The 23,863-nt window shown below is 70.7% G+C and carries 21 protein-coding genes; 12 read left to right on the forward strand and 9 right to left on the reverse strand.

Annotated elements, in window-relative coordinates; all coding sequences use genetic code 11:
• Positions 1-59 precede the first annotated feature (59 nt).
• Genes aroA through bcp form a run of 3 tightly spaced genes read left to right on the forward strand, consistent with a single transcriptional unit; the run spans position 60 to position 3,022 of the window.
• The gene (gene aroA / locus HF576_RS08380; protein WP_168912350.1) at positions 60-1,433 is read left to right on the forward strand and encodes a 3-phosphoshikimate 1-carboxyvinyltransferase; all 1,374 of its coding nucleotides are present in this window, start codon (positions 60-62) and stop codon (positions 1,431-1,433) included.
• 33 nt (positions 1,434-1,466) lie between these two features.
• Positions 1,467-2,513, forward strand: a complete 1,047-nt coding sequence (rsgA, locus tag HF576_RS08385) for a ribosome small subunit-dependent GTPase A (protein ID WP_168912351.1) — start codon at positions 1,467-1,469, stop codon at positions 2,511-2,513.
• Between the two features lie 38 nt (positions 2,514-2,551).
• Positions 2,552-3,022, forward strand: coding sequence for a thioredoxin-dependent thiol peroxidase (bcp, locus tag HF576_RS08390; RefSeq protein ID WP_168912352.1), 471 nt, complete (start codon positions 2,552-2,554; stop codon positions 3,020-3,022).
• Here the strand turns inward: bcp and HF576_RS08395 are convergent.
• The gene (locus HF576_RS08395) at positions 3,019-3,402 is read right to left on the reverse strand and encodes a histidine kinase (RefSeq protein WP_343234215.1); all 384 of its coding nucleotides are present in this window, start codon (positions 3,400-3,402) and stop codon (positions 3,019-3,021) included. The genes bcp and HF576_RS08395 overlap by 4 nt on opposite strands.
• A 256-nt stretch (positions 3,403-3,658) precedes the next feature.
• Between HF576_RS08395 and HF576_RS08400 the strand changes: the two genes are divergently transcribed.
• Positions 3,659-3,907 carry a WhiB family transcriptional regulator gene (locus HF576_RS08400; protein WP_019182239.1) on the forward strand — a complete coding sequence of 83 codons (249 nt, stop codon included), beginning with the start codon at positions 3,659-3,661 and terminating at the stop codon, positions 3,905-3,907.
• A gap of 48 nt (positions 3,908-3,955) precedes the next feature.
• Here the strand turns inward: HF576_RS08400 and HF576_RS08405 are convergent, their stop codons facing one another.
• From HF576_RS08405 to HF576_RS08415, 3 genes are read right to left on the reverse strand one after another with little or no spacing between them, the layout of a single operon-like run.
• The gene (locus HF576_RS08405) at positions 3,956-5,440 is read right to left on the reverse strand and encodes a histidine kinase N-terminal domain-containing protein (protein WP_168912354.1); all 1,485 of its coding nucleotides are present in this window, start codon (positions 5,438-5,440) and stop codon (positions 3,956-3,958) included.
• Between the two features lie 4 nt (positions 5,441-5,444).
• Positions 5,445-6,821 (reverse strand): CpaE/TadZ family protein, encoded by a 1,377-nt coding sequence (locus HF576_RS08410; RefSeq protein ID WP_343234216.1) that lies wholly within the window; start codon positions 6,819-6,821, stop codon positions 5,445-5,447.
• A complete protein-coding gene (locus tag HF576_RS08415) occupies positions 6,818-7,447 on the reverse strand; it encodes an SAF domain-containing protein (protein ID WP_168912355.1) in 630 nt (209 codons plus the stop codon). Before HF576_RS08415 ends, HF576_RS08410 begins: the two co-directional genes overlap by 4 nt.
• Before the next feature lie 99 nt (positions 7,448-7,546).
• Here HF576_RS08415 and HF576_RS08420 point away from each other — a divergent pair, with 99 nt between their 5' ends.
• Positions 7,547-7,828 carry a helix-turn-helix domain-containing protein gene (locus HF576_RS08420; RefSeq protein WP_168912356.1) on the forward strand — a complete coding sequence of 94 codons (282 nt, stop codon included), beginning with the start codon at positions 7,547-7,549 and terminating at the stop codon, positions 7,826-7,828.
• Positions 7,829-7,889: 61 nt separating this feature from the next.
• On the opposite strand, the gene HF576_RS08425 is transcribed toward HF576_RS08420, so the two are convergent.
• Complete coding sequence (locus HF576_RS08425) at positions 7,890-8,495, reverse strand: hypothetical protein (protein ID WP_168912357.1); 606 nt, start codon at positions 8,493-8,495, stop codon at positions 7,890-7,892.
• 131 nt (positions 8,496-8,626) lie between these two features.
• On the opposite strand from HF576_RS08425, the gene HF576_RS08430 reads away from it, so the two are divergent.
• Positions 8,627-9,064 (forward strand): Rv3235 family protein, encoded by a 438-nt coding sequence (locus tag HF576_RS08430; protein ID WP_168912358.1) that lies wholly within the window; start codon positions 8,627-8,629, stop codon positions 9,062-9,064.
• A 55-nt stretch (positions 9,065-9,119) separates the two neighbouring features.
• Here the strand turns inward: HF576_RS08430 and HF576_RS08435 are convergent, their stop codons facing one another.
• The 3 genes from HF576_RS08435 to secA all read right to left on the reverse strand — a co-directional run bounded on the left by HF576_RS08435 (position 9,120) and on the right by secA (position 13,771).
• A complete protein-coding gene (locus HF576_RS08435) occupies positions 9,120-9,476 on the reverse strand; it encodes a hypothetical protein (protein WP_168912359.1) in 357 nt (118 codons plus the stop codon).
• Between the two features lie 72 nt (positions 9,477-9,548).
• Positions 9,549-10,775 (reverse strand): pyridoxal phosphate-dependent aminotransferase, encoded by a 1,227-nt coding sequence (locus HF576_RS08440; protein WP_168912360.1) that lies wholly within the window; start codon positions 10,773-10,775, stop codon positions 9,549-9,551.
• A 158-nt stretch (positions 10,776-10,933) separates the two neighbouring features.
• Complete coding sequence (secA, locus tag HF576_RS08445; protein WP_168912361.1) at positions 10,934-13,771, reverse strand: preprotein translocase subunit SecA; 2,838 nt, start codon at positions 13,769-13,771, stop codon at positions 10,934-10,936.
• Between the two features lie 127 nt (positions 13,772-13,898).
• On the opposite strand from secA, the gene HF576_RS08450 reads away from it, so the two are divergent.
• The 6 genes from HF576_RS08450 (at position 13,899) to HF576_RS08475 (ending at position 22,468) form a co-directional block, all read left to right on the forward strand.
• Positions 13,899-14,471: a hypothetical protein gene (locus HF576_RS08450; RefSeq protein WP_168912362.1), complete on the forward strand. Its 573-nt coding sequence runs from the start codon at positions 13,899-13,901 to the stop codon at positions 14,469-14,471.
• A 99-nt stretch (positions 14,472-14,570) separates the two neighbouring features.
• The gene (locus HF576_RS08455; RefSeq protein ID WP_168912363.1) at positions 14,571-15,170 is read left to right on the forward strand and encodes a PadR family transcriptional regulator; all 600 of its coding nucleotides are present in this window, start codon (positions 14,571-14,573) and stop codon (positions 15,168-15,170) included.
• Positions 15,167-15,883 carry an ABC transporter ATP-binding protein gene (locus tag HF576_RS08460; RefSeq protein ID WP_168912364.1) on the forward strand — a complete coding sequence of 239 codons (717 nt, stop codon included), beginning with the start codon at positions 15,167-15,169 and terminating at the stop codon, positions 15,881-15,883. Before HF576_RS08455 ends, HF576_RS08460 begins: the two co-directional genes overlap by 4 nt.
• The gene (locus tag HF576_RS08465) at positions 15,880-18,756 is read left to right on the forward strand and encodes an ABC transporter permease (RefSeq protein ID WP_168912365.1); all 2,877 of its coding nucleotides are present in this window, start codon (positions 15,880-15,882) and stop codon (positions 18,754-18,756) included. The genes HF576_RS08460 and HF576_RS08465 overlap by 4 nt, the downstream gene beginning before the upstream one ends.
• Before the next feature lie 276 nt (positions 18,757-19,032).
• Entirely contained in the window at positions 19,033-20,793 is a 1,761-nt protein-coding gene (locus tag HF576_RS08470) for a DEAD/DEAH box helicase (RefSeq protein ID WP_168912761.1), read from the forward strand.
• 313 nt (positions 20,794-21,106) lie between these two features.
• Positions 21,107-22,468, forward strand: coding sequence for a coiled-coil domain-containing protein (locus HF576_RS08475; protein WP_168912366.1), 1,362 nt, complete (start codon positions 21,107-21,109; stop codon positions 22,466-22,468).
• A gap of 92 nt (positions 22,469-22,560) precedes the next feature.
• Here the strand turns inward: HF576_RS08475 and HF576_RS08480 are convergent, their stop codons facing one another.
• Positions 22,561-23,790, reverse strand: a complete 1,230-nt coding sequence (locus HF576_RS08480) for an amidohydrolase family protein (protein ID WP_168912367.1) — start codon at positions 23,788-23,790, stop codon at positions 22,561-22,563.
• Positions 23,791-23,863 lie beyond the last annotated feature (73 nt).

Genomic DNA, 23,863 nt, shown 5'->3' on the forward strand with positions numbered 1-23,863 from the left:
GGTGGATCGGTGTGGTGCTTTCCGGCCGCTGTGGGTCGGGTTCAGTAGGGTAGAACCCGATGAGAGCCGACGGGTATTCCCCCACCTCCGCGCCGATCGGGCGCGAGCCTTGGCGTGCGCCTGTCGCAGACGGGCCGATCCATGCCACGGTGACCGTGCCGGGGTCGAAGTCGCTGACCAATCGTGAACTCGTCCTGGCCTCGCTCGCCGACGCGCCCAGCCGCCTGGCGGCGCCGCTGCACTCGGACGATTCCGCTCGCATGATCGACGCCCTGCGCGCGTTGGGCGTCGGCATCGAGCTGGTGCCGGGATCGGGCGCCTACGGCGACGACATCGAGGTGACCCCGGTGTGGCCCCTGCGCGGCGACACCGAGGTCGACTGCGGCCAGGCGGGCACCGTGATGCGGTTCGTCGCCGGGCTGGGCGGTTTCTCTCACGGCGACGTCACCCTCACGGCGCACGAGAGTGCTCTGCACCGCCCGATGGGCGCCATGATCACCGCGCTGCGCGACGTCGGCGTCGACATCGACGACGGCGGCCGCTGGGCGCTGCCGTTCATCGTGCGCGGACACGGTCACGTCCGCGGCGGCGAGGTGACCATCGACGCCAGCGCGTCGAGCCAATTCGTCTCCGGCCTGCTGCTGGCAGCCCCCCGTTTCGACGTGGGACTGCACCTCGTGCATGAGGGCGCACGGCTCCCGAGCATCCCGCACATTGACATGACCGTCGAGACGCTCGCGCACCGCGGCGTCCACGTCGAGCGACCGGCCGCCGGCGAATGGATCGTGCCCGCGGGCCCCGTGCGCGGCAAGGATGTCGCGATCGAGCCCGACCTCTCCAACGCGGCCCCGTTCCTGGCCGCCGCCATGATCGCCGGCGGGTCGGTGTCGGTGCCGGGATGGCCTGCCCACTCGACTCAGCCCGGTGCGATGCTCACCGAGATCCTCACCCTGATGGGCGCCCGCGCCGTGCGCCGCGGCGGTTCGCTCACGATCACCGCGGGCGCCGGCATCCAGGGGATCGACCTCGACCTGTCGGCGGCCGGCGAGCTCGTCCCCACCATCTTCGCGCTGGCGGCATTCGCCGACGCGCCGTCGACACTGCACGGCATCGGGCACATCCGCGGGCACGAGACCGACCGCATCGCGGCGCTCGTGGCCGAGCTGCGCGGCCTGGGCGGCGAGGCGGACGAGCTCGCCGACGGCATCCGGATCGTTCCTCGCCCGCTGCACGGCGGCACGTGGCACGCCCACCACGATCACCGCATGGCCACGACCGGCGCGCTGTTCGGTCTCGCCGTGCCCGGCGTCGAAGTCGACGACATCGGCACCACCGCCAAGACGATGCCCGAGTTCCCGCAGATGTGGCAGCGCATGCTGGCCGGCGAGGGCGCGCCCGGGGCGATGTCCGAGGAGTCGATGCGCGCCTCGTGACGAGGCTCGCCCGGATGCTGACTTGAGGATGCTGTGAGCTGGCTCGACGATCTCGAAGACGACGACGAGCCCGAGTTCGACGAGGCCGACGTGCGGGTCCGGCCGAACCCGAAGGCCAATCGGCCCCGTACCAAGCGCCGTCCGGCGCACGCCGACGCCGAGATCGCGCGCGTGCTCGGCGTGGACCGGGGCCGCTACACCGTCCTCGTGGACGAGGACCTGCCGTCCGAGCGCACCGTGCTGGCCACCCGGGCCCGCGAGCTGCGCAAGGTGCCCATCGTGACGGGTGACCGGGCGCGCGTGGTGGGCGACACCACCGCGGCCGAGGGCACGCTCGCCCGTATCGTGGGCATCGAGGAGCGCACGTCGCTGCTGCGGCGCAGCGCGGACGACACCGATCAAGTGGAGCGGGTCGTCGTGGCGAACGCCGACCAGATGCTGGTCGTCGTGGCGGCCGCCGATCCCGAGCCCCGGCCGAGGCTCGTCGACCGCTACCTGGTCGCGGCGCTGGATGCCGGCATCCGTCCCCTGCTGGTCGTGACCAAGACGGATCTGGCCGATCCGTCCGAGTTCCTGGCGCACTTCGAGGGGCTGGATCTCGAGGTGTTCACGAGCGGCCGCGAAGAGATGCCCCTCGACCGGATCGGTGCAGCCCTCGCCGGCCACTCGACCGTGTTCGTCGGCCATTCCGGCGTCGGCAAGTCGACGCTCGTGAACGCGCTCGTGCCCGACGCGCACCGCGCGACCGGACACGTCAACGTCGTCACGGGCCGCGGACGGCATACGTCCAGCTCCACAGTGTCGCTGCGCTACAGCGGCGAACACGGCAGGGGGTGGGTGATCGACACCCCGGGCGTGCGCTCGTTCGGCCTCGGGCACGTCGACGTGGCCAACATCCTGCGCGCCTTCACCGACCTCGCCGAGGTCGCCGAGGACTGCCCACGCGGTTGCACCCATCGCGCCGATGCGCCGGACTGTGCGATCACCGAAGCGGTCGAAGCCGGCCGTCTGGGTCCGGGCGGCCCCGCGCGTCTCGAGTCGCTGCAACGTCTGCTCGAGACCTTCACCGACCGCCATTGAACCGTGCCCTGCGGCCGTGACCGGCCTAGGCTGGACCGGTGACCACGACGCGCCTCGAATCCGGTTCCCCCGCCCCTGACTTCACCCTCGTCGATCAGGACGAGCGACCCGTGAGCCTGCGCGACCTCCGCGGCCGGCGCGTGATCCTCTTCTTCTACCCGGAGGCGATGACGCCGGGCTGCACCAGCGAGGCGTGCGACTTCCGCGACAGCCTCGCACCGCTGCAGGCCGCGGGGTACACCGTGCTCGGGATCTCGCGCGACGAGCCCGAGAAGCTCCGGCGCTTCCGCGAGCGCGACGGGCTGACCTACGACCTGCTGAGCGACCCCGATCACTCCGTGCACGAGGCCTACGGTGTGTGGGGCGAGAAGATGAACTACGGCAAGACCGTGATGGGTGTCATCCGCTCGACTTTCGTCATCGACGAGGACGGCAAGGTCGACCAGGCGCTGTACAACGTGAAGGCGACGGGGCACGTCGCCCGCGTCCGGACGCTCGTCGGCGTCTAGACCGGCCCGCCGCCGCGCGCGGCACGGCCCGCCTCGCGGACGGCGAGCACCAGCAGGACGAGCACCACGACCGCGGGCACGGCGAGCACGAGAGCGATGCCCGGGTCGGCGTAGGCCCCGGTTGCCGCGCCGAGTGCGACGGCGAGGATGAGCAGCTGCGTGACGATCGCGCCGGAACGACCCCACGATTGCTCGCGCCAGGTCGCGACGCCGAAGGCCAGCACAGCCGCCGCACCGACGACGGTCAGGACCACCAATGCGATCGCACTCTCGATCGAACCGGTGTCGCCTGAGAACAGGGCGACGAGCTGCCAGACGGCGAGCACGAGGACGCCCAGTCCCTCGAGGATGACCAGGACCGCGGCGACCCTTCCGGACACGTTTGTCCGCATTCTCCGTCGACTCCTTCCCACCCGGCGGGGTGGTTTGTGTGAATCCTCCATACCACTGAGAGAACACACAGCAAGTACCACAGGTACCCGCCGGTCAACCCTTGATTCAGGTAAACCGCTATGGGACGATTGGTGAAGCCGTGTGCTCCCACAGCGACGTGGGGCGAGCAAGTCTCGCACTTCCCACAGGGTATCGGACCCGAACCGGCCCTCATCTCCCACCACTGCATCAAGGAGCATCACCATGGACTGGCGCGACAAAGCCGCCTGCCTTACCGTCGACCCCGAACTGTTCTTCCCTGTAGGGAACACCGGTCCGGCGGTCGACCAGATCGAGAAGGCCAAGTCGGTGTGCGCGCGTTGCACGGTGACCGAGATCTGCCTCCAGTACGCACTCGAGTCCGGACAGGACTCCGGCGTGTGGGGTGGTCTGTCCGAGGACGAGCGCCGTGCTCTCAAGCGCCGCGCTGCGCGGGCCCGACGGGCTTCATAACGACGACCTTCAAGAAGCGGATGCCGGGGCTCCCGGCATCCGCTTCTTTCATTGCTTGGCCCGCTCGATGTAGCGCAGCGGGATGTCGATCGTGACCTCGGTGCCGCTGCCCATGATCGTGTGCCAGTCGATCGTGCCGCCGAGCTCGCCCTGGATCAGGGTGCGGACGATCTGCGTGCCGAGCCCCCGGCCGACCTGACCCTCGGGCAAGCCCGAACCGGTGTCGCGCACGCGCACTTCGAGGCGATCGTCGGAGCGGTCCGCGATGATCTCGACGTCGCCCTCCTGACCGGCCAGGCCGTGCTCGACGGCGTTGGTGACCAGTTCGGTCAGTGCGAGCGCGAGCGGTGTGGCGTACTCGCTGGGCAGAGTGCCGAAGGTGCCCGTCGAGTGCGTGCGCGCGCGGGTGTTCGGCGCCGCCGCGACCTCTGCGACGAGCTTCAGGACACGCGCGAAGACCTCGTCGAAGTCCACGTTCTGCGCGAGTCCCTCCGAGAGCGTGTCGTGCACGACAGCGATCGCCGACACGCGTCGCATGGCCTGCGTCAGCGCTTCGCGCGCCTCTTCGGTGTGCGAACGGCGTGCCTGGATGCGCAGCAGCGACGCGACCGTCTGCAGGTTGTTCTTGACGCGATGGTGGATCTCGCGGATCGTCGCATCCTTGGTGATGAGCTCCTGCTCCTGATGACGGATCTCGGTCACATCGCGGCACAGCACGATCGCGCCGATGCGGCTGCCGTTGTCGCGCAGCGGAATGGTGCGCAGCGACACGGTGACGCCGCGGGATTCCAGGTCGGTGCGCCACGGCGCGCGCCCCGTCACGACGACCGGGAGCGATTCGTCGAACTGCCGCTTGGCGGGCAGGATCTGCGTGACGACCTCGACCAGTGACTCCCCCTCGAGCTCGTCCTCGAAGCCGAGCCGGTTGAACGCCGAGAGCGCGTTGGGGCTCGCGAAGGTCGTGATGCCGTCGACGTCGAGCCGGATCAGCCCGTCCGAGGCGCGTGGCGCGCCGCGACGCGGCGAGGTGGGAGCGGCCAGATCGGGGAACTCGCCCGAGGCGACCATCCCGAAGATGTCGTCGGCGCAGTCGTTGAACGTGATCTGCTGCCGCGACGGCGTGCGTGCCTCGCCGAGGTTCGTGTGGCGGGTCAGCACCCCGATCGTCTGAGCCTGTGCGCCGCGGCCGCGCACCACCGGCACGGCGCGCACCCGCGTCGGGGTCTCTTCGAACCAGTCGGGCGAGGCCGAGTCGACGATCTTCGCGGTCTGGAACGCGTCACGCACCTGCGTGCGCCACTGCGGGCGCACCCGGTCGCCCACGATGTCGCGATAGAAGAGCGTCGCCGCGCCGCTCGGGCGGGTGTGTGCGACCGCGACGAAGGCGTCGTCGGAGGTCGGGACCCAGAGCACGATGTCGGCGAAGGCCAGATCGGCCAGAAGCTGGCCGTCACCGGCGAGTCGGTGCAGCCATTCGACGTCTTCCTCGCTCGAACGGCCCTGGGCGTAGACGAGATCGCTGAGGGTCGACACGTCCCTAGCCTAGGGCGCGCGCGTCACGCGACCGCTCGACGGGCGTGTGGTCGGAGTCCGTCTGGTGGTCCGCCTGTTCGCCGCCATCTCGCCGCGACCAGGGTCGCCGCCTCGCGACCCGCCGGGCGGGGCGGATGCTGCGGGCGGTGTTGCCGCGCGCGGTCTGCGATGCCTCGGGCGGGGCGACGACGGCCTCTCCGGCGAACCGGCGGACGGCCAGGGTCAGCGGCGACCGCGGCGCCACCTCGGCGATCGGGCGCGCCGCCAGCAGCGCGGCATCGGCCGACCGCGGGTCCTGTGGCAGGAACCACACCTCCCCCACGCCGCCGAAGCGGTCGAGCGTCCGGCGCACCTGGCCGCGGGCGTCGATTCCCAGCGCACCCGGTCGCAGCCCGTTGGCGACGACCGCGACGGGCGTCGCGCCCACGGTCGCCCGCAGATCGGCGTGCGCGCGCAGGAACCGCGCCACACCGAGCGGATCGGCTCCGGCGACTGCGACCACGAGGTCGGCCGCACGCAGCGCCGCCAGGGTCGCGGCGTTGCGGCGCGGGCCGTCGAGGTCGCTCATGATCTCCTCGTCGCGCTCGAGCGGCGCGGCGACGTCGACGACCGTGTAGTCGGCCCACTCCCGGCACGCGGCGAGGGCGGCCGTCACGCGGCGCTCACTGAGCTCGGGCCACCGCGAGGGACGATTCAGCCCGGTCAGCACGTCGACGCCGGTCCGCCCGAGCGGCAGGGCGATGCGTGTCAGCTCCCGCGCGTCGAGCCCTCCGAGCTCGGCCTGGCGGCACGCCGCGGCGAACCCCGGCCCCTCATCGGCGAGACCCAGCGTGAGCGCGATCGACGGCGCGTGGGTGTCGGCGTCGACGAGTCCGACATGGCGCCCGCCACGGGCGAGCTCGACCGCGAGCTCGGTGGCGACGGTCGAACGGCCGGGCGCTCCCGCCGGCCCCCACACCACGATCACCCGGGGCTGCGGGCGGGAGGCAGATGCCGCGGGCTCGCGCCCCGGCGCCTCCACGAGGGCATCGGCGATCCGCCACGGGTCGGCATCGCGCGCGAGGGGAGCCTCGAGCCCGCAGGCCGCCGCCAGCCGGCGATCGGCCTCGTCGTCGCAGAGCGGGACGATCCGCGTGCCCGCACGGTCGCACATCGCCACGACGGTGGGCGACATCGTCACACGAGACACCTCGACGACCACCGCGTCGGCCTCGGCGATCGCCCGCAGCACCGTCTCTGCCTCGGCGCCCAGCATCCGTTCCTCCGCCGCCATCGCGAGGGCGGATGCCGCGAACTCCGCGATCACGTCGATCCCTTCACGGCGAAGCCCTGCGGGAATCACGCCGGCGTCGTCGTCACCGACCGCGACGATGACCTTCACGAGCCGGCGCCCGCCGTCGGCACGACCGACAGAGCTGACTCGTCCGCCATCGCAGCAAGGGTGCTCGCGACGTCGGCCCGCGGGATCACCAGCTCGAGCGCCGCCGATCCGCCGCCGATCATCGACTCGTCGCGCGTGACCGAGACCACCGTCGCGTCGGCGACCAGGATGCGCGGGGCGTCGTACCTGCCCTGCTCGAGAAGCGGCGCCGACCACACCTCCACGACCGTGCCGGCGGCGACCGACGCCGGCACATCGACCGCGCTGCGCACGACCACGCTGGTGGTGCGCGCCGAATCGGCGGCGCCGACGGATGCCGTCGGCACGAGCTCTCCCTCGTCGATCGTGCGCGTCGCGACCGCCGCCTCGCCGATGTCGTCGGGGGTGAGGTACTTGTCGGCGAGCGGTCCCAACGCGACGTCGACGACCCGGACGTCGTCGGCCGAGATGGGCTCGCCGGGCACGATCGTGTGCGTCGCCGCGTACACCGGAACCGTGTTGCGCGCCGCCGCGACCACCAGCCAGACACCGGCCACGGAGGCGACGATGAGGAGGATGCCGAGGAAGAAGCGCGCGTCTCCCCAGAAGGCGCGGCGCGGAGTGCGGACGGGGTCGCTCACGGTCATGCCTCCCATCGTCGCCCAACGGCCGGAGCAGCGTCCGGCGTTATCCACAGCACCCTGCGCACCCGGCCCCGCCCACGGGCACCGCGCCATAATGGGGGCATGCCCGAAGACCCGACGTCCGACGTGCGTCTGCTCGCGCCCGCACAGGTGGGCGAGGTGCTCGGCGTGTCGGTCGACGAGGTCATGGCACTGGTCCACGAGGGGCGACTCCGCGGCATGCGCGTCGGCGCACCGGCCCGCTGGCGGATCGACGGGGCGAGTGTGTCGGAGTACCTCGACGAGCAGGCCGAGGAGGCGCGTCGCATGGCGCTGTGGCGCCAGTCGCAGAACGCCAGCTTCCCCGAGCTGTGGGGCACCGGCCAGGTCCGCAATCCGGACTGAGCGCGCGGCCGGACGAGCGGAGCGGCGCGCCGCCGATCATCCCCTCGCCCGCCTGTGATCGTCAGGGCAGCGCGGGCGCCTCATCGGCGCGGATCCAGGCGACCGCAGCGAACGGCACGATCCGGTAGCCCGACACCGCCTCCGCGCGGCGCGCGGCGCCGGGGTCGTGCAGCGCGAGGTCGAAGTGATCCACGCCGGCACGATCGATCGTCCCGGTGAAGGACCTGCCCGATGAGAGATGCACCGCGACGCCCGCGCGTCGTCGCACGAGGTCGCGCAGCACGAATCCGAATGTGAGGCGCTCGGCGAGCGCCGGCCGGGCGGGCGCAGGCCGTGCCGTCCGCAGCAGGTCGGCGTGGGGCATCCCGATCGCCACGATCGCCCCGATCGGCACGAGAACGGCGCCGGCACGACCCTCTGCCGGAGCGAGCGCCACCCAGTCGGCGCCCACGCCGGTCACCCCGGCGCGCAGGGTCGTGCCGTCGGCGAGCTCGAACACGGCGCCCGGCGCACCCGCCTCGCCGCCGGTGAGCAACGTCAGCCGCTCAGTGAGGGCCACCCGCGACAGGCGCAGCCGCTCCGCCTCCGTGTCGAGCGCGGCCCGTTCGGCCTCCCATTCGGAGGCGAGCTGATCCTCGAGGTCGTCGAAGAAGCGATCCCAGCGCACTCAGCGAGGCTAGGGCAATCCCCGCGGCGGGCCACCGAGTTATCCACAGGAACCGGGCCGCGGATTTTCCTGAGAGTTCGCCGTGTGTTGTACTGTCCCCAAGACATCCCCCACTGTCGAGATAGGCACCCATGGCAACGACGCCCGCGGGCTCGGTCCGCGTCTCCCATGCGCCGCGCGGCGCGGAACTCTCCGAGTTCTTCGCCCCGCAGCGCACACCGTCCACGGCGCTCCCCGATCCGGAGCCCTTCCTGCGCAACCTCACCAGGGGCGTCCTCGAAGTCCTGGCGGGCGTGCGCGAGGTCGATCAGCTCGCGCGATGGCTCACCGAAGACCCGTACCGCAAGCTGGTGACGCGTTCGAACCTCGCCACCCGGGCGCGCAGCGCGCGCGGCGTGCCGGCGAAGCGGCCGGCGCATGCGATCCTCTCGGTGCACGAGTCCTCCCCCGCCGACGGCGTGATCGAGGCGGTCGTCATCGTGCAGGGGCCGGCGCGCACCCGCGCGGTGGCCATGCGCCTGGAGGGCATGGACGGGCGCTGGCGCGCGACATCCCTCGCCCTGCTCTGAGCACGGGTCCCGACAGGCGAACGGGCCGACCCCAGCGTCGTGGCCGGCCCGATCGTCACTTCTCGTCGTCTTCGTCGATCAGGCGCAGAAGCGCCTTCAGAGCGTCGCGGATCTCATAGTGGTCGTACTGCCCCGCCCGGCTCTCGGCTGAGATGACTCCCGCGCGGTGCACGCGCCGGAAGTCCCCGACCGGGAACGAGTACGCCCCCTTGGTCTCGGGGTCCTCGCGGCGATCGATGCCGAGATGCCAGTGCGAGAACTCCGTCCAGCCCTCGCGTTCGATGAAGGCGTTCTCCTCATCGGCCGTCGGCGCAGCCTCCGACCAGTCGTCCCGTTCGTCGCGGACGACCTTGCCCTGGCGGATGAGTGCCCGCGCGTGCCGCAAGGCGGGCTGATTCAGTTGAATGGCCATGCCGCGAGGCTAGGAACGAGCACCGCTGTCACGGAAGGGGTTGACGAACGCCCCGAAGCCGCTCTCACGACCTCACTGCTTGTACGACGACAGGAAGTTGCCCAGCCGTTCGACGGCCTCCGAGAGCACTCGCGCCTCGGGCAGCGTCACGATCCTGAGATGATCCGGTGTCGGCCAGTTGAAACCTGTTCCCTGCACCAGGAGCACGTGCTCGGCCACGAGGAAGTCGTAGACGAGCTTGGCATCGTCGCGGATCTCGTAGACCTCGGGATCCAGCCGCGGGAACGCGTAGAGCGCACCCTGCGGCTTGATGCACGTGACACCGGGGATCCGCTCGAGACCCTCCCACGCGGCATCCCTCTGCTCGTGAAGACGTCCAGTCGGAGCGACCAGCGCCTCGATCGACTGCACCCCCGAGAGCGCCGCCTGCACGGCGTGCTGCGCCGGGACGTTGGGGCACAGCCGCGTCGAGGCGAGGAGCTGGATGCCCTCGAGGAAGCCGGCGGCGTGCTTCTTCGGTCCGGTGATGACGAGCCAGCCCGAGCGGAACCCCGCCACCCGGTAGGTCTTGGACAGGCCGTTGAACGTCAGGCACAGCAGATCCGGGGCAAGCGTCGCCAGCGGGATGTGCTGTGCGTCGTCGTACAGGATCCGGTCGTAGATCTCATCCGAGAGCAGCAGCAGCGAGTGCTCGCGGGCGATCTCGACGATGCCCTGCAGCACGTCGCGCGTGTAGACCGCGCCGGTCGGGTTGTTGGGATTGATGACGACGATCGCCTTGGTGCCCGGCGTGATCTTGGCGCGGATGTCTTCGAGGTCCGGCTGCCAGCCGTTCTCGTTGTCGCAGCGATAGTGCACCGGCGTGCCGTCGGCGAGGCTCGTCATCGCTGTCCACAGCGGGTAGTCCGGAGCCGGGATCAGCACCTCGTCGCCCTCGTCGAGGAGAGCCTGCATCGTCATGGTGATGAGCTCCGACACGCCGTTGCCGAGGTAGACGTCGTCGGGGTCGAACTGCGGGAAGCCCGGCTCCTGCTCGTAACGCGAGACGACCGCGCGACGCGCGGACATGATGCCCTTGCTGTCGCTATAGCCGTGCGCGTGCGGCACCGCCTCGATCATGTCGCGCACGATCTGGAACGGCGCCTCGAAGCCGAACACCGCGGGATTGCCGGTGTTCAGCTTGAGGATCGAGTGCCCCTCGTTCTCCAGCCGGTCGGCCTCGGCCAGTGCCTGCCCACGGATCTCGTAGAGAACGTTCTTGAGCTTGCTGGACTGGTCGAGAGAGCGGAGTGGACTCATCGCCTCAGGATATCCGCGCCGGGTCGGGTCCAATCGACCGCCCGTGGCCCGGACGGCCCGTCGCGAGATCAGGTGATCTCGCCAGCGCAGGACGTTCCGCGCGAGATCGTCCTACCTCGGCGAAATCACCTGATCTCGATGTGACCCGAACGCGGCGCCTACTTCTTGCGCTGCTCGGCCGCGCGACGCTGGGCCCGGTTCTGCGGAGCCTGCTGCGGCGGCTGAGCCGCGGCATCCGTCCGCTGTCCGAAGGCCCCGCGCTGCGCTTCGGCCGCCGGAGCAGCCTGCGCCGGCGCCTGTGCGGGCGTTGCCGCGGCAGCCGCAGCCGCCTGGCGCAGACGCGTGGTCGCCGCCTGCTGCACCTGGCCGCGGTCGTTGCGCACCTCGACCTCGCCGGCGTCGTTCGACGCCGAATACTGCAGACGCTGACCCTCGACCTGCTCGGCCCCGAGACCCTTCGCCTCGACCTGGGCGGCCTCGCCCTCGCCGGCGCGACGCACCTCGACCTCGAGGTTGTAGAGGTAGCCGACCGACTCCTCCTTGATCTGGCCCATCATCGCCTGGAACATCTGGTAGCCCTCGCGCTGGTACTCGATCAGCGGGTCGCGCTGGGCCATGGCACGCAGGCCGATGCCGTCCTTGAGGTAGTCCATCTCATAGAGGTGGTCGCGCCAGCGGCGGTCGAGCACCTGCAGCACGACGCGGCGCTCGAGCTCGCGGGTGGCAGCGGTGCCGAGCGTCTCTTCGCGCTTGTCATACGCGATGCGGGCGTCCGACAGGATCTCGCGCTTGAGGCCTTCCGACGTGATGCCCCCGCGACGGCCGGATGCCTCGGCCACGACCTCATCGATGGTCACACCCACCGGATACAGGGTCTTCAGCTCGGTCCACAGCGCGTCGAAGTCCCAGTTCTCACTGTGACCCGAGCCGGTGTGGTCGTCGATGACGGCGTTGATCGCGTCCTCGATGAAGTGCTGCACCCGGTCGGCGATGTCATCGCCCTGCAGGATGTGCCGGCGGTCCGAATAGATCGCCTCGCGCTGTCGGTTGAGGACGTCGTCGTACTTCAGGACGTTCTTGCGGATCTCGGCGTTGCGCGCCTCGACCTGGCTCTGGGCCGACTTGATCGCCCGCGAGACCATCCCCGACTCGATGGCGACGTCGTCGGGGAAGTTCGTCCGCGCCAGGATCGCCTCGGCGGCGCCCGACTGGAACAGGCGCATCAGGTCGTCGGTCAGCGACAGGTAGAAGCGGCTCTCACCGGGGTCGCCCTGGCGGCCCGAGCGTCCGCGCAGCTGGTTGTCGATGCGGCGGGACTCGTGGCGCTCGGTGCCGAGCACATAGAGACCGCCGGCTTCGACCACCTTCGTGGCCTCCTCGGCGACCTTGTCGCGCGTGCCCTCGTACACGGCATCCCACGCGGCCTCGTACTCTTCGGGAGTCTCGACGGGGTCGAGGCCCTTCGCCTTCATCTCCTGCACAGCGAGGAACTCGGCGTTGCCGCCGAGCATGATGTCGGTGCCTCGTCCGGCCATGTTCGTCGCGACGGTCACGGCGCCCAGGCGTCCGGCGCGGGCGACGATCTCAGCCTCGCGCGCGTGGTTCTTCGCGTTGAGGACCTCGTGCTTGATGCCCTTCTTGGCCAGCAGTCGCGAGAGGTACTCGCTCTTCTCGACGCTGACGGTGCCCACCAGCACCGGCTGGCCCGACTCGTGCCGCCGGGCGATGTCTTCGACGACCTGGTCGAACTTCGCCTGCTCGTTCTTGTAGACGAGGTCGGGCATGTCCTTGCGGATCATCGGCTTGTTGGTCGGGATCGGCACGACGCCGAGCTTGTAGGTCGACATGAACTCCGCCGCCTCGGTCTCGGCGGTACCGGTCATGCCGGCGAGCTTCTCGTAGAGGCGGAAGTAGTTCTGCAGCGTGACGGTGGCCAGAGTCTGGTTCTCGGCCTTGACCGGCACGGCCTCCTTGGCCTCGATGGCCTGGTGGATGCCTTCGTTGTAGCGGCGTCCGACCAGGATGCGGCCGGTGTGCTCGTCGACGATCATCACCTCGTCGTTCATGACGACGTAGTCGCTGTCGCGCTTGAACAGTGCGAGCGCCTTGATCGAGTTGTTGAGGAACGAGATGAGGGGGGTGTTCGCCGACTCGTACAGGTTGTCGATGCCGAGGTAGTCCTCGACCTTCTCGATGCCAGGCTCGAGCACGCCGATGGTGCGCTTCTTCTCGTCGACCTCGTAGTCGACGCCCACCTCGAGGGTCTTGGCGATCTTGGCGAACTCGACGAACCACCGGTTCGCCTCGCCCGACGACGGACCCGAGATGATGAGCGGCGTGCGGGCCTCGTCGATGAGGATCGAGTCCACCTCGTCGACGATGGCGAAGTAGTGCCCGCGCTGCACGAGGTCTTCCTTGCGCCAGGCCATGTTGTCGCGCAGGTAGTCGAAGCCGAACTCGTTGTTGGTGCCGTACGTGATGTCGGCGTTGTACTGCTCGCGCCGCACCTCGGGCGTCTGACCCGCGACGATGGTGCCGGTGGTCATGCCGACCGCACGGTAGATGCGTCCCATGAGCTCGGACTGATACGACGCGAGGTAGTCGTTGACCGTGATGACGTGCACGCCCTGGCCCGCGATCGCGTTGAGGTACACCGGGAACGCGGCGGTGAGCGTCTTTCCTTCACCGGTCTTCATCTCGGCGATGTTGCCGAGGTGGAGGGCGGCGCCACCCATCAGCTGGACGTCGTAGGCGCGCTGGCCCAGTGTACGCTTCGCCGCCTCGCGGACGGCGGCGAACGCCTCCGGCATGAGCTGGTCGAGCGTCTCCCCCGCTTCGAAGCGGGCACGCAGCTCGGCGGTCTCGCCCCGGAGCTCTTCGTCGCTCAGGTGCTCGTAGTCCTCTTCGAGGGCGTTCACGGCCTTCACGACCTGCTGGAGCCGCCGGAGGATGCGACCCTCACCGGCGCGAAGCAGTTTCTCGAGGGGGTTGGCCACGGAGTGTCTCCATCTGTCGGGTGGCGCGATCGGCGCCGGTGCCGCCGGGACGCATGGCCCCAGGCATACCTGCCTATGTTATCCACCCGTGACCTTGACGTGCGCTGGGTGAGGACAGCATGGAGATGTGAGAAGACGACGGCCGCGCGGGATGCCGGTGCCCTGGCGGGCAGTCGTGGTCGCAGCGTTCGCGCTCAGCGTGACGGCCTGCGCGTCGCACCCCGAGGCCGTGCCCGTGCCGCCGCCGGTGACGCCGCCGTCGCAGGCGGTTGCGGCGGTGGACTGCTCCGCCGAATGGGACGTCGGCTGGGGTGCCGTGCCAGACGGCTTCGAGCCGGTCGCCGTGTACGTGTGCGATCCCGTGCTCGAGCTCGCACCCCGGCCCGACGCCCCGCTGGAGTTGATCACTCCGGAGCAGTTCGCGGAGGCTCCCCCTGACGCGCCCGAACCGGCTCTGACTGCCGAGCCGGTCGAGCCGCGTCGGCTCGAAGGCGATCTCGCGCCGCTCCTGGCGGCGTTCGCGGTGCCGAACGACCCGAAGTGGCCGGGGCCGTGCTCGGCGATCGGCGTGATCGTTCCCGACGTCTGGCTCGTCGACGCCGATGGCCGGGCGATCCGACCCGCGTACCCGGTCGATGGATGCAACATCCCGAAGCCGGGCGTGACCGAGGCGCTCGACGAGCTGACCGCCGCCGGCTGAGCTGACCGTCGCCGACACGGGCGGTCATGACCTCCGCTCATTTCCCGGTATGTATATACTCGGCAATTACATACCCGGTATGCACCGAAGGAGTCCCGGATGTCGGTACGACAGAGCCTGCTCGCGATCCTCGATCAGGGGCCGTGCTACGGCTACCAGCTGCGGGCGGAATTCGACCGCCGCACCGGGTCGACCTGGCCGCTGAACGTGGGTCAGATCTACAACACGCTGGATCGCCTGGAACGCGACGGGCTCGTCGAGAAGGGCGACGTCGACGAGCACGGGCACGTCTACTGGCAGATCACGGATGCCGGCACCGCCGAGATGCGCTCGTGGCTGGACTCCCCCGTGCAGCGCGGGCAGGGCACGCGAGACGAGCTCGCGATCAAACTCGCGATCGCGATGACCCTTCCGGGGGTGGATGTCGCGGCAATCATCCAGACGCAGCGCCGATCGTCGCTCGCGCAGCTGCAGGAACTCAACCGTGCGAAGTACGCCGGCTCGAACCCCGACGGTCCTGAGGAGCTCGCCTGGTCGCTCGTCGTCGATTCGATGATCTTCGCGGCCGAGGCCGAGGTGCGCTGGCTCGACCACACCGAGCAGCGTCTGGCGCTGCATCCCGACCACGCGATGGCCCTCGAGCTGTCGACCGACAAACCCAAGCGCGGCCGCCCGGCGAAGGCCGAGGCATCCGCATGACCGACGCGGTGCTGCGGCTCATCGGCGTGACGCAGCAGTACGGCCACGGCGAGACCGCCGTCTCGGCGCTCTCGGGCGTCGACTTCGAGGTGCGGCAGGGCGAACTCGTCGCGGTCATGGGGCCGTCCGGCTCGGGCAAGTCGACGCTGCTGACGATCGCGGGAGGTCTGGCGACGCCGACCACGGGCGAGGTCGTGATCGAAGGATCCTTCCTCAGCGAGCAGAACGCCAAGCAGCTCGCCCAGCTGCGGCGACGGTCGCTCGGCTTCGTGTTCCAGGACTTCAACCTCATCCCGACGCTCACCGCCCTCGAGAACGTCACGCTCCCGCTCGAGCTCGACGGGTTCCGCGCCCGCGTCGCCCGTCGCGCCGGCCGGGATGCGCTGGCCTCGGTCGGACTGGCCGACAAGGCCGCCGCGTACCCCGACGATCTCTCCGGCGGACAGCAGCAGCGCGTCGCGATCGCGCGCGCGGTGGTCGGGGGCAGGAGGCTGATCCTCGCCGACGAGCCGACAGGAGCCCTGGACTCGGTGACCGGCGAGATGGTGCTGAAGATGCTGCGCGCGAGGGTGGATGCCGGAGCCGCCGGCATCCTCGTCACCCATGAGGCGCGCCATGCCGCCTTCGCCGACCGGATCGTGTTCCTGCGCGACGGCCGGATCGTCGACGAGTCGCGTCGGGACGCCGCCGACACGCTGCTGGCCGCGCGATGACCGAGCTTCTGGAGGCGCCGGTCGAGGCATCCGGAACCGACGACAGGGCGACGGATGCCGCCCCCCGGCGCGGCGGCGGATGGGCGAGGTGGCGCGTCGCAGCGCGGCTGGCACGCCGCCAGGTCGTGCGGGCGAAAGGATCGAGCGTCCTGGTCGTGGCGCTGATCGCCCTGCCGATCGCGGCGATGAGCGCGTACTCGGTGTACGCGATGAGCTCCGTCGGCACTCCCGAGGAGCAGGCCACCGTCGAGCTCGGTGCCATGCAGGCGTGGGTCGCACCGGTGGGCGTACCCGATGCCGGGTTCTGGCAGGCACCCACGCAGCCCGACTGGAACGGCTACCCCGCCACCGAGAACGGCGGCTGGGAAGCGCCGGACGGCGCGCCGCTCGAAGATCCGTCAGGGTCGCTCCCGGGTGGGACGGCGACGATCGAGCTGACTCACGGCGAGGCGACCGTCGAGACAGTGGGCGGCACCGCCCGCCTCGAAGCGTGGGGCGGTCCTGCGTGGGATCGGCGATTCGAAGGCCGATTCGACCTTGCGGACGGCGCCCGGGTGACGGCGCCCGGCGAGGCGATGGTGACCGAGGCCGCGCTGGAGCGGCTGGGCATCGCGATCGGCGGCGAGCTGACGATCGAGGGGGCGGATCCGTCCGGTACCTACACGGTCGTCGGCACGCTGGATGCCGCGACTCTTCCCGACTCCGCTGCCGCGGTCTTCCTCCCCGACGCCGCCCTCGTCGCCGGCGAGCAGCGGTGGTATCTGCCCACGCTCCCCCTCGCCTGGAGCGACGTCGCAGCACTCAATGAGGACGGCATCGTCGCCTACTCGCGCGAGGTCGTGCTCGACCCCCCGACCGTGACGACCGTCGAGGCTGCGAACGCTCACCAGGCGTGGCTGAACTCGATCTGGATGACGCTCACCGTGCTCGCCGTCGCCGGAGTGTTCGCCGCCTATGTGGCCGTGATGCTCGCGGGGGCCGCCTTCGCCGTCTCGGCCCGGCGACAGCAGCGCGCGCTCGCGGTGGCCGCGAGCGTGGGAGCGAGACCGCGCGACCTGGCGCGCACCATCGCGCTGCAGGGCACGACGCTCGGTGTGATCGGAGGCGTGCTCGGCGTCGCAGGCGGCATCGGCGTCGCGGCCGCCGTCATGGGGCTCACTGCCACGGGCAGTGCGACACAGTACTGGGGGTTCCACCTGCCGTGGCCGGTGCTCGCGGGCGTCTTCGGCTTCGCAGTGCTGGTGGGCACGGCATCCGCTCTCCTTCCGGCCAGGACGGTGACACGGTCCGACACGATCAGCGCGCTGCGGGGTGCCCGGCGGCCGCAGGTTCCGCGCGCCAACCGTCCCATCTGGGGTTCGGTGCTGCTGGTGACCGGCACCCTGATCGCGCTGGGCTCGGGGCTTGCCGCCGCGGCGCTGCACACCATGCCGGACATGGCACCTGACTCCCCGCTGCGCGCGATCCCGCCGTTCGGGATCGTGATCGGGCCGATCCTGGTGCAGATCGGCGTGCTGATCTCGGGCGGCTGGCTGCTGTGGCGGACATCGCGCGTGCTGTCGAGGATCGATCTCGCCGCGCGGATCGCCTCGCGGGATGCCGCGGCCAACGCCTCGCGGACCGTGCCCGCTTTCGCGGCGATCGCGGCCACGGTCTTCATCGGGGTCTTCGCGCTCGGCCAGTCCTCGATGCAGACGGCCAACACCGCGCGGACGTGGTTCTACCAGGCGCCGCTCGGAAGCCTCGCCATCGACGTGATGCCACCCGGGATGGACGGGGTGCCGACAGCCGATGCCGAACTCGCGGCTCGTGCCGCCGTGGAGCTGGCAGAGGGCGTCGGGGCGGCCGAGGCGGCGGTGATCAGCCGGCAGCAGAATGCCTGGTTCACCGCGAACGCCCAGAACGGCGCCGACGCGGAGTTCGCGATGGCGCTGCTGCCCGACCGGTACCTGCTGGATCCGTCGGTCGAGAACAGCTTCTCCACCATGGGGCAGAGCCCGCAGAATCCCCTTTCGGTGGTGGATCCTCAGGACCTCGAGACTGCCCTGGGCACGTCGCTGTCGCCGTCGGACCTCGCCGCCTACCGCGACGGCGCCGCCCTCGTCGCCGATCCGCGCTACGTCGCCGACGGCAGCATCGAGGTGGCCGCGTGGCCGGTCGGCGACGCGAGCGAGGGCCGCATCCCCGACAACATCTGGGACCCCGCGAAGCGGCCCGCCGAGTGGGGAATGCCCGAAGTCAGCGAGCCGCTGTGGACGACGGACGTCGAAGCGGTCGTCGTCGATCTGCCCCTCCAGCCCATCTCGGTCGCGATCTCGCCCGCGACCGCGGCCCGCTCGGGAATTGTGGCGCAGCCCGAGTCCGTCATCGCGTCGTTCGCGACGCCGCCGGAGACCGTCGAAATCGACAGGTTGATGGAGCAGGCCGCCATTGCGGGCACCGCCGATTGGGTGCTCGCGCCGCGGTATGAGTCCGGTCCGCCGAGCGATGCGGTGTGGGTCATTCCCCTGCTCGCGGCTGTCGCCGTGCTGGTGCTCGGTGCGAGCGCGGTCGCCCTCGGTCTCGCACGGTTCGAGCGACGGCCGGACGATGCCACTCTCACGGCGGTCGGCGGCACGCGTGGTCTGCGGCGCCGCATCGGATTCTGGCAAGGCCTCGTGATCGCCGGGTTCGGCACGATCGCGGGGACGGCGGCCGGCATCCTGCCGCCGATCGGATTCGCGATCCAGTCCCAAACGGACCTCCGAGTCGAGGACATCCCGTGGTGGCTGCTGGCCGGCTTGGCCGTCGGCCTCCCCCTCGCGATCGCCGCGGTGTCGTGGCTCGTCCCGCCGCGGCATCCGGATCTCACCCGCCGCACCGCGATCACGTGAGACGACCACCCCAGAGCGTCATCCCCCACTGACCTTCGCCCGGCGCTGCCGCAGCGCGCTCGGGCCTCGCCCGGCACAGGTGTTCTGCGGTACACAGGCTGCCTGCAGGGGAACAGCCTGTGTGCGCCAGAACACCTGTCCTCGGCAAGCGCGTGAAACCGACGGGATGCCGGGGCTCGAGGCATCCTGTCGCCTCACAGGCGGTACGCACTACCCTTAAGCGTGACTTCCACGGATACTTCCATCGACGCAGAGGCTCCTGTCGAGCCCGCGGCGATGACATTCTCAGATCTGGCCCTCGGCGAACCGGTCCTCAAGGCGCTGCGCGAGATCGGGTACGAAACCCCCTCGGCGATTCAGGCGGCGACCATTCCGCCGCTGCTGGCCGGCCGCGATGTCGTCGGCCTCGCGCAGACCGGCACCGGCAAGACCGCGGCGTTCGCGCTGCCGATCATCGACCGCCTCGACCTGTCGCAGAAGACCCCGCAGGCGCTCATCTTGGCCCCTACGCGCGAGCTCGCACTGCAGGTGTGCGAGGCGTTCGAGAAGTATGCCGGGCATCTGAAAGGCGTGCATGTCCTCCCCGTCTACGGCGGGCAGGGCTACGGCGTGCAGCTCTCGGCGCTCCGCCGCGGCGTGCACATCGTCGTGGGAACGCCGGGCCGCATCATCGACCACCTCGAGAAGCGCACGCTCGACCTCTCGGAGCTGAAGTACCTCGTCCTCGATGAGGCCGACGAGATGCTCAAGATGGGCTTCGCCGAGGACGTCGAGACGATCCTCGCCGACACGCCCAGCACCAAGCAGGTCGCGCTGTTCTCGGCGACCATGCCCGCGACGATCCGCCGGATGTCGCAGCAGTACCTCAACGATCCGGCAGAGATCACCGTCAAGACCAAGACGACGACATCGGCGACGATCACGCAGCGCTACCTCATCGTGCAGTGGCAGCAGAAGATGGACGCACTCACGCGCATCCTCGAGGTCGAGAACTTCGACGGCATGATCGTGTTCGGCCGCACCAAGATCGTCACTGAAGAGATCGCCGAGAAGCTCCGCGCCCGCGGCTACTCGGCCGCCGCGATCAACGGCGACATCGCCCAGCCGCAGCGCGAGAAGACGGTCAACCAGTTGAAGTCCGGCAAGCTCGACATCCTCGTGGCGACGGATGTCGCGGCCCGTGGCTTGGACGTCGAGCGCATCTCGCACGTGGTGAACTTCGACATCCCGACCGACACCGAGTCGTACGTGCATCGCATCGGGCGCACCGGCCGCGCCGGTCGCTCGGGCGACGCGATCAGCTTCGTGACTCCCCGCGAGCGCGGCCTCGTCAACGCGATCGAGCGCGCCACTCGCCAGGAACTGACGCAGATGCAGCTGCCGAGCGTCGACGAGGTCAACGAGACCCGTCTCGCGCGGTTCGACGACCGCATCACGACTGCGCTGGGCGAGTCGGGGCAGATCGAGGTGTTCCGCGACATCGTGGCCCACTACGTCCGCAACCACGACGTGCCCGAGGTCGACGTCGCCGCCGCTCTCGCGATCGTCGCGCAGGGCGAGACGCCGCTCCTCCTCGAGCCCGACCCCGAGCCGCAGCGCCGCGAGCGACCGGTTCGCGACCGCGACGATCGCCCCGGCCGCGACGACCGCGGACCCGGCGCACCGCGCGGCGAGCGACGCGACCGACAGGCGCGCGAAGGCTTCGCGATGTACCGCATCGCGGTCGGCCGCCGCCACCGCGTCGAGCCGCGCCAGATCGTCGGTGCTCTGGCGAACGAGGGCGGTCTGCGCCGCGACGACTTCGGTGCGATCGACATCAAGCCCGAGTTCTCGCTGGTGGAACTGCCGGCGAACCTCTCGAGCGACACCATGGCGCGTCTGTCCGACACGCGGATCTCGGGTCGGCTGATCGACATCCGTCCCGACACCGGGCGTCCGCAGCGGCGAACGGATGCTGGTGGCCGGCCGCCGCGCGAGGACCGCAGCTTCGGCGACCGCGACTCCCGCAAGCCGCGGCACAAGCGCAACGACGGCTGAGGCATCCGTCGCCGGCACCGGCGTCGATACGACCCCGCACGCACCAACGCTCGGGAGCGGTCCGCGGGCCGCGCACACAGAATCGGATCCGCACCTGCGGATCGCCAGGCTCACACGCCGATAACGGCTGGGGGGCCGGCGGCGTGTCACGGACGCGATCCGCTCCTGCGGATCCGATTCTGCGCCCGGGCGCGGCCAGCAGGCGTCGAGACGAACCCGCGCCGGCGACCACGGCAGCACGCTGTGCGCGAACGTCGGGCACCGGAACGCACAGCCGACAGCTCGCTCCCAGCCGCGCCCGTAGGATCGATCCATGGCCGGATTCTGGGGCAAGCGCAAACGTGAGCAGGAAGAGCTGACCGCACAGGACGCGGACCTCGCGCGTCAGGCGCAGAAGTCGCTCGTCGCGGCCGACGAGCGCATCCGGCTCACCACCGACGAGCTCGCGTTCGCCGAGGCCGAACTCGGCCCGAACGCGACGAAGGACCTGCGCGAGGCGCTCGAGGCGGTGCGCACGCATCTGCAGGAGGCCTTCCACCTGCACCAGCTGAATCACGACGAGATCCCCGACACGCCCGAAGAGCTGCGTACGCGCAATGCGCGCATCGCGCAGTTGTGCGAGTGGGCCGAGCAGCTGCTCGACGACCGCACGACCGCGCTGGCGGAGCCGATCGAACGCGCGCGCCGGGCGCCCGAGATCATCGCGAGAGTACGGGCGGATGCCGGGCGTCTGCGTCTGCGGGTGCCCGATGCCCGTTCCACCGTCGAGCGCCTGAGCGCGCGCTACTCGGCGCACGCGCTGTCGCAGGTCGTGCAGAACCCGTCCGAGGCCGAGCAGCTGCTGGGCTTCGCCGAGCACAGCGCCGGCGTCGCCGAGCGTCGCCGCGAGGCCGGGCAGCGCGAGCAGGCGAACATGGCGCTCGAGGCGGCGACCGAGTCGGTGCGCCGGGCCGAGACGCTGCTGGATGCCGTCGAGACGTTCGAGGTCGAGGCGCTCCGCGCCGAGTCCACGCTGGCCGCGATCGTCGAGGACTCGCGCGACGACCTCGTGGTCGCTCTGCGCGAGCCGCAGACCCCGGCCGTCAGCACGGCGATCGGCGAGCTGCAGGCAGCGCTGGCGGCGCTGCCCGCCGCGGGCGTCAACACCGACCCGTTCGAGCAGCTCACCCGTCTGCGCGAGGCGAATGCCGGGCTGGATGCCGCGATCGCCGCCGCACGCGAGCGCGCCGCGCGACCCATCCCGCCGCTGGAGCATGTGCGCCACGCGATCGATGACGCCGACCGGCAGCTGGCCGTGGCCCGCGACGTGATCGCCGGGCATCGTGGCTGGATCGGCGCCGACGCGCGCACGCGCCTCGCCGAGTCGGAGCGGGTCCGCGCCGACCTGGACCGGTACCTCGGAACGTCGGCCGCCGCGGCGACGAACATCGACGAGGATCACCGCGAGCAGGCGTTCGCGATGGCCCGCCGCTCCGCCTTCCTGGCGAGCGAGGCCCTGCAGCTGGCGCAGCGCGACATCGATGCGGCCCGGCCGCAGCCGGACCAGTGGGGCGGACCCGGGTACGGGCAGCAGGCCGGCTGGGGTGGCGGCCGCCGCGGCGGCGGGGGCGACCTCATGGGCGGCATCCTGGGCGGCCTCGTGATCGGCAGCCTGCTCGACGGCTTCATGGACTGACCCGCAGAACGACCGATGCCGCGGACCTGCAGGTCCGCGGCATCCGTCGTCTCGGCTCGTTCTTGTCGGGTGGCCCCCGGGTCGGTGCCCGGTCAGCTGCCCACGACCCGCAGCCCCTCGGCCACCACACGGCCGTCATGGATGACCGTGCGGTCGCTGCCCCGATCCATGACGGCACTCGTCGGGGTCTCGCCGTCGACCAGGAGCAGATCGGCGCGGTCACCGACCTCGACGCCCGGCCGGTCGCCCACGCCCGCGACCCGCGGTGAGGAGTGGCTCATGATCGAGGCGCCGCCCACGGTGGCCACGGAGAGCGCGAGCTCGATGTGGTCGTCGCGGCGGAAGCCGTTGACGAAGGCCAGCTGCCACGTGCGGTCGAGCATGTCGCAGTTGCCATAGGGGCTCCAGTAATCGCGCTGACCGTCCTCGCCGAGGCCCACGCGGACGCCGGCCTCGGCGAGAGCGACGAGCGGCAGATGTCCGCTCGTCGAGGGAGCGATCGTCGCCATGGCGATGTCGAGCTCGGCGAACTCGTCGATGAGCCGTCGGGTCACGGCCTCCGAGACCGAGCCCAGCCCGTATCCGTGCGAGATCGTGACCCGGCCCTGCATGCCCAGCACTCGCGTGCGCTCGAGGACGAGGTCGGTGCTGAACACGCCGAGCTCGCCGGGTTCGTGCAGGTGGATGTCGACCTCGACCTGATACTTCTCGGCGAGGCCGAACACGATGTCGAGGTGCTTCGCGGGGTCGCGATCGAGCTGGCAGGGGTCGATGCCGCCCATGACGTCGGCCCCCTCACGCAGCGCGGCCTCGAGCACGTCGACGGTGCCCGGCTCGCGCAGGATGCCGGCCTGCGGAAAGATCATGACCTGCACGTCGGCCTCGTTCGCGAAGCGCTCCTTGGCGGCCACGACGGACTCGTACTTCTCGAGCCGGCAGTCCACGTCGACCTGCGCGTAGGTGCGCACCCGGGTGGTGCCGTTCGCGATCATCCGCTCGAGGGTGCCCGCCACGATCTCGGCATGCGGCACGTCGGTGTTCCGCCAGTTGTCGCGATCGTTGAGCATCATGCCCCACACGCCCGGCGCACCACCGTCCTTACCGATGGCACTGTGAGGGCGGAACGGCAGGCCGATCCGCGACGAGTCCAGGTGCACGTGCACATCGCTGAAGGCCGGCAGCAGCAGTCGCCCGCGCCCGTCGACGTCGCCCGCCGACGGCGGGGCGGACTCGTCGTGCGGCCGGAGACCCGTGATGCGGTCGCCTTCCACGACGATGTCGGCGGCGTCGGCGCCCCAGGGGCGGGCATTGCGGATGATCACGTGCGGTCCTTCCGAGAGAGCAGCGGGGCGGATGCCGCGACCCGGCGCGGCGGCCTCCCCGATGCTACGCGGC

Origin of the sequence: Microbacterium salsuginis, assembly GCF_012524205.1 — a bacterium.
Lineage (GTDB): Bacteria > Actinomycetota > Actinomycetes > Actinomycetales > Microbacteriaceae > Microbacterium > Microbacterium salsuginis.